Origin of the sequence: Dolichospermum heterosporum TAC447 (assembly GCF_024584745.1) — a bacterium.
GTDB lineage: Bacteria > Cyanobacteriota > Cyanobacteriia > Cyanobacteriales > Nostocaceae > Dolichospermum > Dolichospermum heterosporum.
In genome coordinates this window covers 742,374-755,603 of sequence record NZ_CP099464.1, presented here as the reverse complement: position 1 = coordinate 755,603, position 13,230 = coordinate 742,374, and the positions used below count along the sequence as shown (strand labels likewise).

Annotated in this window: 9 protein-coding genes and 1 pseudogene; 9 read left to right on the top strand and 1 reads right to left on the bottom strand. The window is 38.4% G+C overall.

Annotation, left to right across the window (positions count from 1 at the left end; all coding sequences use genetic code 11):
* Positions 1-227 precede the first annotated feature (227 nt).
* Positions 228-1,292 carry a mannose-1-phosphate guanylyltransferase gene (locus NG743_RS03380; RefSeq protein ID WP_027404865.1) on the bottom strand — a complete coding sequence of 355 codons (1,065 nt, stop codon included), beginning with the start codon at positions 1,290-1,292 and terminating at the stop codon, positions 228-230.
* A 344-nt stretch (positions 1,293-1,636) separates the two neighbouring features.
* Between NG743_RS03380 and NG743_RS03375 the strand changes: the two genes are divergently transcribed.
* The 9 genes and pseudogenes from NG743_RS03375 to NG743_RS03335 all read left to right on the top strand — a co-directional run bounded on the left by NG743_RS03375 (position 1,637) and on the right by NG743_RS03335 (position 13,200).
* Positions 1,637-3,142, top strand: coding sequence for an LCP family protein (locus NG743_RS03375; protein ID WP_027404866.1), 1,506 nt, complete (start codon positions 1,637-1,639; stop codon positions 3,140-3,142).
* A gap of 86 nt (positions 3,143-3,228) precedes the next feature.
* The gene (locus tag NG743_RS03370) at positions 3,229-3,735 is read left to right on the top strand and encodes a pentapeptide repeat-containing protein (protein ID WP_027404867.1); all 507 of its coding nucleotides are present in this window, start codon (positions 3,229-3,231) and stop codon (positions 3,733-3,735) included.
* Between the two features lie 49 nt (positions 3,736-3,784).
* The gene (gene murJ, locus NG743_RS03365) at positions 3,785-5,389 is read left to right on the top strand and encodes a murein biosynthesis integral membrane protein MurJ (protein ID WP_257121519.1); all 1,605 of its coding nucleotides are present in this window, start codon (positions 3,785-3,787) and stop codon (positions 5,387-5,389) included.
* Between the two features lie 388 nt (positions 5,390-5,777).
* Complete coding sequence (mgtE, locus tag NG743_RS03360) at positions 5,778-7,127, top strand: magnesium transporter (protein WP_027404869.1); 1,350 nt, start codon at positions 5,778-5,780, stop codon at positions 7,125-7,127.
* A gap of 92 nt (positions 7,128-7,219) precedes the next feature.
* Positions 7,220-8,225, top strand: a pseudogene (locus NG743_RS03355) (aspartate carbamoyltransferase catalytic subunit).
* A 517-nt stretch (positions 8,226-8,742) separates the two neighbouring features.
* Positions 8,743-9,651 (top strand): hypothetical protein, encoded by a 909-nt coding sequence (locus NG743_RS03350; protein ID WP_051424461.1) that lies wholly within the window; start codon positions 8,743-8,745, stop codon positions 9,649-9,651.
* Positions 9,652-9,728: 77 nt separating this feature from the next.
* Positions 9,729-10,721, top strand: coding sequence for a pentapeptide repeat-containing protein (locus NG743_RS03345; RefSeq protein ID WP_027404872.1), 993 nt, complete (start codon positions 9,729-9,731; stop codon positions 10,719-10,721).
* A 103-nt stretch (positions 10,722-10,824) separates the two neighbouring features.
* Positions 10,825-11,550, top strand: coding sequence for a hypothetical protein (locus NG743_RS03340; protein ID WP_027404873.1), 726 nt, complete (start codon positions 10,825-10,827; stop codon positions 11,548-11,550).
* Between the two features lie 129 nt (positions 11,551-11,679).
* The gene (locus NG743_RS03335; protein WP_027404874.1) at positions 11,680-13,200 is read left to right on the top strand and encodes a bifunctional ADP-dependent NAD(P)H-hydrate dehydratase/NAD(P)H-hydrate epimerase; all 1,521 of its coding nucleotides are present in this window, start codon (positions 11,680-11,682) and stop codon (positions 13,198-13,200) included.
* Positions 13,201-13,230: the final 30 nt, after the last annotated feature.

Below are 13,230 nucleotides of genomic sequence, written 5' to 3'. Positions count from 1 at the left end.
GGAAATCGCTGTAAGAGTTCCCTGCCCTCACAGACAACTTTTTCAGCAAACCCCAAGTATGAATTCACGAGTCTTTGACTCCACCTGACAAAAAAGTGGAGTCTTCGGAAATTTATGCCAAAAAAGGCTCAAATCCGTTATTTGATATATACTGTCACAAAATACTATTAACAGTCTAGTTATAATAAACAGCAAGACTTTGAGCCATCTACCAAGGGGTTTAAATTTTACAACAAGCCTGTAAATCGCTGATCATTTTGCAGAATTTTCAAAATCTGCTTAATTTCTTGGGTGCGGTCTTTCTTCACTACCAGAGTAACATTGCGATCGCGCACAATCACCACATCCTCTAAACCAATCGTGACAATGACATCATCAGCATTGGAGGCATAAACGATCGCTCCCTGAGTATCCAAACCCACATGAGTAGCAAGTTCTAGATTAGGATTATCATCCTGCTTCAGCAAGCGTTCAATAGCATTCCAGTCACCCAGATCATCCCAACCAAATGCTACTGGCAAAACATAAGCTAGACTGGTTTTTTCCATTAAAGCATAATCTATACTTTTCTTAGGTAACTGGGGATAAATATCAACACCATGTTGTTCCAAAGGTTTCATAATTTCCGGTGCATGGGTGCGTAATTCTGACAAAACAACACCGGCTCGAAAAACGAACATCCCGCTATTCCAGCTAAACCGTCCCGTTGACAAAAAAGTTTCCGCCGTTTCCCGGTCGGGCTTTTCAGTAAATCGGTTTACATGATACGCTGGCAACTCATTAAAACTACCTATTTTTTCGCCTTGTTCAATATAACCATAGGCAGTTGATGGAAAATTAGGTTTAATACCCAAAGTCACAATCGCTGCTTTCTTAGTCGCCAAATCCTTAGCAGCCGCTAAAGTTTCGGCAAATAGCTCCGGGTCAGCAATCCAGTGGTCAGCAGGAAAAAAGCCAATAATAGCATCTTCCCCGTAACGCTTTTTAATTTCTAAACTTGTCCAAGCAACAGCAGCAGCAGTGTCTCGACCCTGGGACTCAATTAGTAAATTCGACTCTGGCAAATCAGGAAGTTGTTCTCGCACCCCTTGAGCAATGGGACTAGAAGTAATCACCCACAAATTTTCCCAACCACCAGCCAGAACTAATAATCTATCAGCAGTTGCTTGTAGTAAACTTCTTGAGCTACCATCAAGGCTTAAAAATTGCTTAGGTCGGTCTAGTCGGCTCAAAGGCCAAAAACGCTCACCTTTACCACCCGCCAGAATCACAGGAAAAAATAAATTATTCATATCGGTATACATCGGTAATTCAGAACAATATACAGCAGAATTCACCGAGTCAGGAGTCACCAGGTCAGGAGTCGCCAGGTAAAAATGGCTTTGTGTATAGGTTTCAACTTAGATTTCGTACCTCCTAACCCCGCCACCTGCTGTATCTGATGTAAATGTTTACGTATTCACTTTGCGATGATCTTCACTGATGAATTTTTCTGGTTGAGTATGTTGTAATTATCACTGATTGAAACTGTGAGGAAATTTCACAAAATCTAAAATTTCCACAGCGAGTTTTAACTCGCAATATTTGTAGCTTGTATTAACATACCTTTAAGGAGTGGTTGAGTGGGGAGAAAATTATGATTAAACAAATTCAATGGTCAGAAAATCAGGTAGTACCTCAACAAGTCCCAACCTCAGAACCGGAGGTAAAACAGCCACCGGTTCAAATGTTGGAAAATCAGGTAGCAACCCAACCAGCACCAGCCCCAACTTCGTCGGTGAACCCAAAATCATCAGTCAACTCTTCTCGGAACGTCCTTGAATCCCCTGGCACTATTCCCAACGAACTCTATGACCGTCTAGGCTTAACAGTTCCCCGCTGGTTATTGTGGGTCTTAACAATTGTTTTAGGGATAATTCTATCTGGATTACTAGCATCAAGTTTGGCACTATGGACTCCCCTCTGGAGCAATCTCGACCAAGGGAAAGATGATGAATTCAGTCCTAATAAACAAGACCAAATCAAAGTACCTGGGGACTTATGGACTAAACTTTCTCAGTACAAACTATCAAAACCCATGAATATTTTAATTATGGGCATTGAACCAGTTACTGGTACTGTAGACGGTTCACCAGAAAGTTTTGCTGGTAAAAGCGACACCATGATGTTAGTGCGGCTCAATCCCAGTGATAAATCTATTCGCCTACTGTCAATTCCCAGAGGGACAATGATAGCCATTCCCGAACAGGGATTAACGAAGGTATCGGAAGCTAACGCCAAAGGTGGCCCAGTTTTAGCCGCCAGAGTAGTTAGTCGGAGTTTAGGTAATGCTCCCATAGATAGGTATATCCGCATTTCTACTAGCGGTTTTCGGGAATTAGTGGAACAGTTAGGTGGTGTGGATGTATTTGTCCCTCAAGCCATGAATTATCAAGATCAGGCTAGTGGCTTTGCTGTGAATTTAGTTAGCGGTTGGCAAAATCTCAACGGTGAACAGGCAGAACAGTTTGCCCGTTTTCATGAAGAAGGTAAAGGAGATTTACCCAGAGTCCAGCGACAACAAGCACTAATAAATGCTTTAATGCAACGACTCAACAGTCCCACTGTTCTACCCAGGTTGCCCCAATTAACTCGCAGCATGAGAAAGTATTTTGATACCAACCTGAAAATGGAAGAAATGATGGCATTAGCGAATTTTTCCGTCAATGTAGACCGGGATAATTTCCAAATGTCCATGTTACCTGGTACATTTAGCAAATTCAGTCAAGATGCCAATAGCTATTGGTTAAACATGACTGGACAACAAACTTTATTAAATGATTATGTTGGGGTAGATATAACTGGCATTAAATCAGATACCAGACCGGTTTCTATTCAAAGAATTGCCGTGCAAAATACTACTAACCAACCCCAGTTAACGGAAAAAGTAGTTACCTATCTTAAACAGAAAGGTTTTACTAATGTTTACATAGTTCCCGACTGGCCAGATACTCAACGCCAAACTCAGATTATTGTCCAAAAGGGCAGCCGACAACCAGGAATTGACTTGCGACAAGTTTTAGGTTTAGGACAAATCGAAGTTTCTGGCAATGGTGATTTGGAATCTGACCTCACAATTCGCATTGGTAAGGATTGGAAATAGGTAATAGGTAATAGGTAATAGGTAATTGGTAATATTTACTCTTGCCTCTTGCCTCTTGCCTCTTGCCTTCTACAAATTTAAAATTTATGAACAAGATTTTTTGCCGATTTTTGAGTTTAATATTGGTTTCTATTTTGGCAGGATTCTCGGTAATTACGAATCCTCAACCAGCTTTTGCTCAAATTAACACCATTAATTACAATAATGCCAGTTTGGAAAACCGTGACTTTTCCTATACTGATTTAGTTGGGGGAACTTTTGTGGCAGCGGAAATGCGGGGAACAAATTTCCAAGGTGCAAATTTAACTAACGCAATTTTTACCAAAGGCGTTTTATTAAAAGCAAATTTAGAAGCTGCAAATTTAACAGGGGCTTTGGTTGATCGTGTTACCTTGGATAGTGCTAATCTAAGAAACGCTATTTTCACAGAAGCAACTTTAACCCGTAGCCGTTTTTATGATGCTGATATCACTGGTGCTGATTTTACAGACGCACTTATTGACCGTTATCAAGTATCCTTACTCTGTCAAAGGGCGGATGGTGTGAATCCTGTAACTGGTGTTTCTACAAGAGAGAGTTTGGGTTGTCGGTAAAAAATTGACAACTGACAACTAACAACTGACAACGGACTAATAAATATTCGTGACACAACAAGATCAAAAACCTGCTCGTTCCTTCGCTGGCATTGCTGGTATTGTTGCCGCAGCAACATTAATTAGTAAAGTGTTTGGTTTAATTAGGCAGCAAATAATCGCTGCGGCTTTTGGTGTAGGTGCAGCAGCTACAGCTTATAGTTATGCCTATATTATCCCTGGTTTTCTTTTAATCTTACTTGGTGGTGTCAACGGACCTTTACATAGTGCCATTGTCAGTGTTTTGGCTAAACATAAAAAAGAGGAAGCTGCACCGATAGTAGAAACAATCACAACTCTTGTGGGTGGGTTGTTATTAGTGGTGACATTTGCTCAGATTTTCTGCGCTGAGTATATTGTTGATTTTGTGGGTCATGGCTTAGAAGCAACTACAAGAGCGATCGCTATCCGTCAAATCCAAATCATGGCACCCTTAGCATTATTTGCTGGTTTAATTGGGATTGGGTTTGGAACTTTAAATGCAGCTAATCAATATTGGTTATTATCAATTAGTCCATTATTATCTAGTATTACTGTTATTATCGGTATTGCTATTTTAGGGTTACAACACGGTAAAGAAATTATTCGTCCCGAATATGCTTTAATCGGTGGCATAGTATTAGCTTGGGGAACTTTAGCAGGGGGAATTCTCCAATGGTTAGTACAGCTAATTGTGCAATGGCGGTTAGGACTAGGAACATTACGCCTGAGATTTGATTTCAAATCCCCCGGTGTGCAAGAAGTAATTAAAATCATGACTCCAGCGACAATATCATCAGGAATGATGCCAATAAATGTCGCTACTGATCTTTATTTTGCTAGTCCTATTGTTGGTGCAGCGGCAGGTTTTAACTATGCTAATCTTTTAGTCCAAACTCCATTAGGAATTATTTCTAATATTATTTTACTGCCTTTATTACCGACATTTGCCAAACTTTCCCACCCAGACAATTGGCCAGAACTAAAATTGCGTATTCGGCAAGGACTTTTATTAACTGCCGTTACCATGCTACCTTTAGGGGCATTAACGGTATCCTTATCTGTGCCAATTGTCCAGATAGTTTATCAACGGGGAGCATTTAAACAAGAAGCAACTCAGTTAGTGTCTTCTCTATTAATTGCCTATGGAATTGGGATGTTTGTCTATCTAGGGCGTGATGTTTTAGTTAGAGTATTTTATGCTTTAGGTGATGGACAAACACCTTTTAAAATTAGTATATTTAATATTGTTCTTAATGCTGTATTAGATTTAATATTAGTTGAACCTTTTGGTGCGCCTGGATTAGTTTTAGCTACAGTTGGAGTTAATTGTAGTTCCATGTTGATGTTGTTATTTTTGCTCAATCGCAAACTTAATGGCTTACCCTGGCAAGAATGGTGTGTACCAATTTTGGGGTTAACGGTTGGGAGTATAATTGCAGGTTTAGCCAGTTTTGGAACTTTGGTTGCTTCCCGACAGGTGTTAGGTAAACCAGATTTAATTAATTTACTAATAGAATTATCCATATCTGCTTTTGTGGGAATTGGAGTATTTGCGATAATTGCTTCTAGAATGAATATTCCCGAAGTGAATATTTTTGTAATCAAGATGCAACAAAAGTTTTTGAAGAAATAAGGGACTGACAATTAAAAAAATATCCCAATCTGTATTATAGATGTAGGGGTTTAGCAGTGCTAAACCCTTACTTATTTGCTACTCCCTAAATCAAACGCTAATGCACTCTACAATTATTGGATAATTTATTTTTTGGGAAATTTTCACCCATAATTTACATTAACGGCTTGTGTCAGTTACCAGTTATGCTTAGAATGTCATTTAGCATCTATCGGAAAACTGGATTCCGAGCTAAAATCTTTAATTAGCGGTGCTATTTTTAGTTTTCACGTTGATATTCAATTTTACGAGAGGTTATGGACAAAAGTCCAACAGATGGCAGTAGTATCCTCCTCTAAGCTGGCGAGACAGTCTCCCAGCGCGGGGGAGACTTTAGGAGATTTCTATTATGCTTACACAGGAAATTCGCAAGTCCTTAGATATTGCTGACTTAAATCAGCTTAAATGTGACTTGAATTGTTTACAGCCAGTAGATGTGGGTGAGTATATCACTCAATTGCCCGAAAAACAAAGAGCGATCGCCTTCCGATTACTCAACAAAGATCAAGCCATAGATGTCTTTGAGTATTTACCCACAGAAGTACAGGAAGACTTGATTAACTCCCTCCACGATGCCCAGGTAGTAGACCTCGTTGAAGAAATGAGTCCTGATGAACGGGCATATTTATTTGATGAACTACCAGCAGGAGTAGTCAAACGCTTATTACAACAACTCAGTCCCGAACAAAGACAAGCTACAGCCACAATTCTCGGCTATCCAGAAGGGACTGCGGGGCGGGTAATGACAACGGAATATGTTCGCTTGCGACGAGGTTTAACTGTTGGTGAAGCCCTCAGTAAAATCCGCTTGCAAGATCAGGATAAGGAAACAATTTACTATGCCTATGTCACTGATGATAATCGCAAATTAGTTAGTGTTGTTTCTTTGCGTCAGCTATTATTTACCTTTCCCGATGTCTTAATTAAAGATATTGCCAGCTCCCACGTTGTCAAAGTTAGGACAGAAACCTCTCAGGAAGAAGTCGCTCGTATTATGCAGCGATACGATTTAATCGCTATACCTGTGGTTGATAGAGAAGATAGATTAGTCGGTATTATTACAATTGATGATGTCGTAGATATTTTAGAAGAAGAAGCTACAGAAGATATCCAAAAATTGGCAGGGGTAAGTGGTGATGAAGAAGCCTTATCTCCCGCACATATTACTATTCGGAAACGGTTGCCTTGGTTATTGGGGATTATGGGATTATATATTGGTGCTGCCAGTGCGATCGCTCCTTTTCAACAAGTCATCGCCGCTGTACCCGTTCTCGCCGTGATCATGCCCATATTTTCTAACACAGGGGGGACTGTAGGTATACAAGCCCTGACTGTCACTATTCGCGGTTTAGGTGTAGGAGAAGTCACACCCGAAGATACTGGTAAAATTCTCCGCAAAGAACTTTTAGCTGGGTTAGGAACAGCCGTAGCTTTAGGGCTGACAATGGTTGCCCTTTCCCTAATTTGGGCTAAACCCCAAGAAAGATGGGTAGCTTTAATAGCTGGGGCAGTTATGGCTACTAATACAATGGTAGCGGTGACTTTAGGAACCTTGCTACCAATGGGTTTAAAGCATTTAAAACTAGATCCAGCCTTAATGAGTGGTCCGTTAGTGACAACAATGCTAGATACCATCGGATTTTTAACCTTCCTCAGTATGATTTCTATCGCCTTAAAGGTATTCCATTTAGAAAGTTAATCGGTTGGTAATTGGTAATTGGTAATTATGCTTTTTTCGTCATTACCAATAAACAATTATCTAAAATCTAAAATCTAAAATCTAAAATCCCAATGTCTACTACTACCTGGAATCGTCATCACATTCTTACACTCGCTGACTTCACAACCGCTGAATATAACGCCGTTTTACAAACTGCGGCTTCTTTTCAAGAGGTACTATCACGACGGACAAAGAAAGTCCCCACATTACAGGGACAGGTAGTAGCAAATTTATTTTTTGAACCCTCTACCCGCACCCGCAGTAGTTTTGAAATTGCGGCTAAAAGGCTAAGTGCAGATACTCTCAACTTTGCCGCAGCTACATCTTCCATGACCAAAGGTGAAACAATTCTTGACACCGCCAAGACTTATTTAGCAATGGGAACTGATATTATGGTAGTCCGCCATAAGGATGCAGGAGTGCCACAAGCGAATCGCTCAAGAAATGGATCGTCTAGGTGTAAAAGTTAGCGTCCTCAATGCCGGTGATGGACAACATGAACATCCATCCCAAGGATTACTAGATTTATTCACAATTTGTAGTTTAATTGACCCTGCACAACCCAAAATTGAATCATTGCAAGGTAAAAAAATTGCTATTGTTGGCGATATCTTACATTCTCGCGTAGCCCGTTCTAATATTTGGAGTCTCATCGCTAGTGGTGCCGAAGTTCACTTAGCTGCACCTCCCACATTATTACCTAAATTCTTTGCAGAATACTTAGGATGTCCAGCAGACTCTAGCCGATTATTTACCCATTGGCAACTAGAACCAGCTTTAGAAAATGCCGATTTTGTGATGACATTGCGTTTACAAAAAGAACGGATGACAGCCCATCTATTACCTAGTTTACGAGAATATCATCAACTATTCGGCATTACTCGCACCAAGTTAAAACTTTGTCAACCTAACGTTAAAGTATTGCATCCAGGTCCAGTAAATCGGGGTGTAGAAATTAGTTCTGATTTAATGGATGATCCCGAATTTAGCTTAATTCAATCTCAGGTAACTAGCGGTGTCGCAGTGCGGATGGCACTTTTGTACTTTATCGGTAGTGGTAGTGGTAGAGTTAATTAATCATGATGCCATAGCACTTGCATGATTGAAAATCATACTTGGTTACGAGAATTTATTTAAATAAAAATATTGATTGGCTAAAAATAAAAGTATAAAATTGAATTTTATTAAATCGTTAAATGATAAATAGTGAAATTTTATAGACTTTTCCCTTTCATTTTTATCTAAGTAATTAGACAAAAATATTTACAGTCATTGCGAGGGAAGGGAAGCAATCACAACCCTTGCGAACTGCTTGCAGCAGTGCTAGTTCCCTCTGGGACGCTCCACAAACGCTATTGCTTCATTTCACTTCGTTTCATATAGCTAACGCCACGCGACACTTACGCAATAATATTGTATAATTAATTCTGTCTCACTACTTACAGCACTTCCCGATGCGATGAGGTACAAGAACCCCACCCCCAACCCCCTCCAGTATCAAAAGCTTATCCTTTTCTATCCAACAGTGTGCTAGTACAGCTATAATTTATAACTATTCCTGCTATTGAATACTTGTACTGGAGATATCCCGATCATGACCCTATCTAGTTTTGATGAAATAGTGAAATTCTTAGAACAGCATGAAAACTCAAAACGAATTAAGAAATTAATATTCTTCGCTTGTAAAAATGAGTGGGAAAATGATCAAGATACCCTAGATAGATTTAAATTAGAAGAATTAATTCAAGAATTATCTAGTTTAAATCCCACAATAAATCACTTAACCGCAAATTTATCTATTGCTGTTAAAAGTCTCAGTAAACCAAAACAATATTCTATAATTGCCAGTATCATTATCAAAGAATTACAAAAATTATATCCAACCTCTGATCAGCAGACAGGAATAATATTAAATCAAGTTAATGAAGAAGATACAGGCATAATATTGAATCAATCTGACCACAATATTTCTATATTTTATCATAGTGAAAAAACATCATTAAATCCATCAACTGTATCTTCAAGCATTTCAACAAAATATCAATATGATCAATTTGATTTGCGGCAAAACTTGATGAAATATACTAGCCCATTAAGGGCAAAAATAATTTTATTTTCCGCACTTGATAAAAAATTTACTTTCAATGAAGAAGACTGGTTGAAACTAAAATCTGAAGAACTGGATAGTTTATTGCAGAAATTATTTGATTCTTGTCCAACTATCGGAGAACTTGAATCTAAAATTAACAGTACAGTTATCTCTTTAGGGAACCTAGATAAAAATAATCAAGCATCTGGTGTAATCATCAGGGTCATGCGTACCTTGTATGGTAATATGCCAGTTGATACCAAGTCACATAAACCGCCTAATAGTTATTTACCTGAAAGAACTAAACCACCTACTAATCCTAATTATCAACCTGTACACACTCAAGCTGATGATTTAGATGATTCTGATGACAATGGCAGTAATACCTGTCAAATTACAATACCGCCTACTTGAAATATACTCAATCACAAAGAATCAAACCTATTTTTGATTTTGGAAACCTTTATCACAATAATTGAGAGATATCTATTATGGATGCCAAAGAACTTCTGAACCGATATGCAAATGGAGAAACAAAATTTATCAACGCAAACTTAAATAACATAAATCTATTTGATGCAGATTTAATTGGTATAAATTTAAATCAGGCAAATTTGCGTAACTCTATCCTAACTTTTAGCTATCTAAGTCAAGCTATTCTCAATAATGCCAATCTAATTTGTGCAAATCTTCGTGGTGTAAACCTAACTCAAGCACAGTTACAAAATGCCAACTTACATGATGCTGACTTGCATGGTGCAACGTTGCAGGGGGCTGATTTGCGTAATGCTAATTTAACTTTGGCACATCTACTAGATGCTAACTTAATGAATGCTGATTTGCGCGGTGCTGATTTGAGTGGTGCTAACCTTACAGGTGCTTGTCTTCGCGGTGCTAACCTGCGAGAAGAAAAAAGAGCCTATTATGCTAATCTCTTAGGTGCTAACCTCCATAAAGCTGACTTACGCAGTGCTAATTTAACTGGTGCAAACTTAGCTAAGGTAAATCTAAGTGGTGCTAATTTAAGTGAAGCCACGCTGCGTAGTGTAGATTTGAGTGGTGCTAACCTGAGCGGAGCTATCTTACAAAATACCACTTTAACTGAGACTAATCTAGAAGGCTGTAATTTGAATGGTGCTAATCTGACAAATGCTAGACTGGCAAAAGCGAATTTGACTGAAGCAGAATTAATAGGTGCTAACTTGCAGGGTGCAATCATGCCAGAAGCTATCCTAATCAAAGCCAAGCTCAACCAAGCAAACCTCAGTTTTGCTAGACTGAGTAAAGTTAACTTTAGTCGAGCTAATCTCCGCGAAGCTGATCTAACTGAAGCAGAATTAGTATATGCTTGTTTAGCAATGACGGACTTTACCGATGCTAATTTAACCAAGGTAAATCTACTCGGTGCAGAAATTAGTACGACAAATCTCACAGGTGCAAATTTGTTTAAAGCGATTATGCCTGACGGAACAATTGGCTACTAAAAATCAATAAATTCATGAGTAATCTCACCGCTTTAATGCTCTTTCAAATTATTCTACAATATTGGAATTAAACTCAAAACTTTTGCAAAAACTGGTAACAAATATGCCTATTTTAAGAGTTGGTCGTTTTACCTCTTTACCCGTATTTTCTTTGCTGATAAGTGGAAGTTGGATGTTTCTCGGTGAATATAGTTGGGTTCAAGCTCAAATACCTAATAATATTCCCATATTAGCCCAAGGAACACTTCCATACCCCCAAGACATATCCATTGACCAACAGCCATCATCGCAGTTACCATCAGTCAAATTATATCAATCTCAAGGTATACAATATAGTCAATATAATCAAGGATTTGATCGGTATTTTGTTTATGTTGACAGTAATAATTCTCAAGTTTTACAGCGAGTTCGGCAAATTGAAACTAATGCCTATATTCGCAATTATAATGGACGTAAGGTTATCCAATCTGGCGTTTTTAATGGACAATCTAATGCTCAACAACGAGTAAGAGAATTGGAATTGAATGGTATTCCTGGCGCAAAAATTGTTGATTCTGATAATATAGAATTATCTAATACCCAAAATTATCAACAAGAAAACAGAAATTCATATTATGTAGTTATTCCCAGTAATTCTAATAGATTAATTTCTTTAGGGACAGAAATTCGCCAAAGAGTTAGTATTAATATTAATGTATTTAGGAGAAGTCAGCCATTGGGATCGCACATAGCTGTAGGACCATTTAGCGATCGCTTGGAAGCAGAACAATGGAATAACTATTTGAAAAATTCAGGTTACGGCAATGCCAGGGTCTATTATGGCAAATAAGTCTGAACTATGATTTTTGTGATGAAGATGATTAGTTTCCTTAACCGATAAATTAATTATCTTCATCAAAATAATCAAACAAATCATAGTTCAGACTTTTTATGAAAAATGACAACTAACAACTGACCAATGACTAAAGAAAAATTTATTGTTACCGCAAGCCAAATGCGGGAAATTGAAGCCAGAATATTTACAGCAGGAATGCCTGTAGCTGCTTTAATGGAAAAAGTAGGAGGACTAATTTTCCAACGCTTACAGGCTATTATTTCCCCAGGAAAATGTGTAGGAATTTTAGTCGGACCCGGTCATAATGGAGGAGATGCCTTAGTAGTAGCTCGTGAATTGCATTTTCGCGGTTATCAAGTTTGGATTTATCAACCTTTTTCTAAATTAAAAGAATTAACTTCTCAACATTTCCAATATACACAAAGTTTAAAAATCCCCTGTTATCAAGAAATTTCCCAATTACCAAGTTATGATTTTTTAATTGATGGTTTATTTGGCTTTGGTTTAGAAAGAGAAATTACTGATTCTATCGCTGCGGCAGTTAATTATTTTAATAACAAAAATCAACCCATTATTAGTATTGATATACCTTCAGGTTTACATACAGATACAGGGGAAGTTTTAGGAACAGCTATCCAGGCAACTTATACATTTTGCTTGGGTTTATGGAAACAAGGTTTATTACAAGAACAAGCATTACCTTATATTGGTCAAGCCGAATTAATTGATTTTGATATTCCCCTAGCAGATATTCAGGCTGTAATCGGTGATATTCCCAAAATCAAACGCATTACACAAACAACGGCATTATCCACCTTACCTTTACCCCGTCCCCTCATTACTCACAAATACAAACAAGGACATTTATTATTAATTTGTGGTTCTCGACGTTATGCCGGTGGAGCGATTTTAACAGGTTTGGGTGCGCGAGCTTCTGGTGTGGGAATGCTATCTATTGCTGTTCCAGAATCCTTAAAAATGTTGTTAGTTTCCCAGTTACCAGAAGCCTTAATTATTGGTTGTCCTGAAACAGAAACAGGAGCGATCGCTAGTGTACAATTACCAGAAAATATAGATTTAAATTCATTTACTGCGATCGCTTGCGGACCCGGTTTAACCAAAGACAATATATCTATTATTCCCGAAATAATTCAATGCGAATGTCCCCTAATTCTTGATGCTGATGCCTTAAATATTTTAGCACAAATAGGCACTATCCCCCGCCTAAAACAGCGAAAATCAGCCACCGTTCTCACACCCCATACAGGAGAATTTAAGCGGTTATTTCCGAATATTGACCACACAGACCGAATCAAAGCCATCCAAACAGCAGCCCAAGAAAGTGGTGCTATAGTCCTATTAAAAGGAGCAAGAACAGCCATATCTAATCCCCAAGGTAATGTTTGGATAAATCCTGAAAGTACCCCAGCCTTAGCGCGTGGAGGCAGTGGTGATGTATTGACTGGTTTATTAGGGGGACTATTAGCGCAAATTATGAATAAAGAAATTCTTATAGAAGATATAGTCGCAACTGCCGCTTGGTGGCATTCCCAAGCAGGAATATTAGCAGCACAAACAAGAACAGAATTAGGAGTTGATGCCTTTACACTCACACAATATTTAATGCCAGTTTTGAAAAAATAATAATTGAGTAATGGGTAATGGGTAATGGGT

Bases quoted from the DNA above. Each gene is read 5' to 3' on its own strand.
- NG743_RS03380 (WP_027404865.1), bottom strand. From the start codon at position 1,292: ATGAATAATTTATTTTTTCCTGTGATTCTGGCGGGTGGTAAAGGTGAG.
- NG743_RS03375 (WP_027404866.1), top strand. From the start codon at position 1,637: ATGATTAAACAAATTCAATGGTCAGAAAATCAGGTAGTACCTCAACAA.
- NG743_RS03370 (WP_027404867.1), top strand. From the start codon at position 3,229: ATGAACAAGATTTTTTGCCGATTTTTGAGTTTAATATTGGTTTCTATT.
- mgtE (WP_027404869.1), top strand. From the start codon at position 5,778: ATGCTTACACAGGAAATTCGCAAGTCCTTAGATATTGCTGACTTAAAT.
- NG743_RS03350 (WP_051424461.1), top strand. From the start codon at position 8,743: ATGACCCTATCTAGTTTTGATGAAATAGTGAAATTCTTAGAACAGCAT.
- NG743_RS03345 (WP_027404872.1), top strand. From the start codon at position 9,729: ATGGATGCCAAAGAACTTCTGAACCGATATGCAAATGGAGAAACAAAA.
- NG743_RS03340 (WP_027404873.1), top strand. From the start codon at position 10,825: ATGCCTATTTTAAGAGTTGGTCGTTTTACCTCTTTACCCGTATTTTCT.
- NG743_RS03335 (WP_027404874.1), top strand. From the start codon at position 11,680: ATGACTAAAGAAAAATTTATTGTTACCGCAAGCCAAATGCGGGAAATT.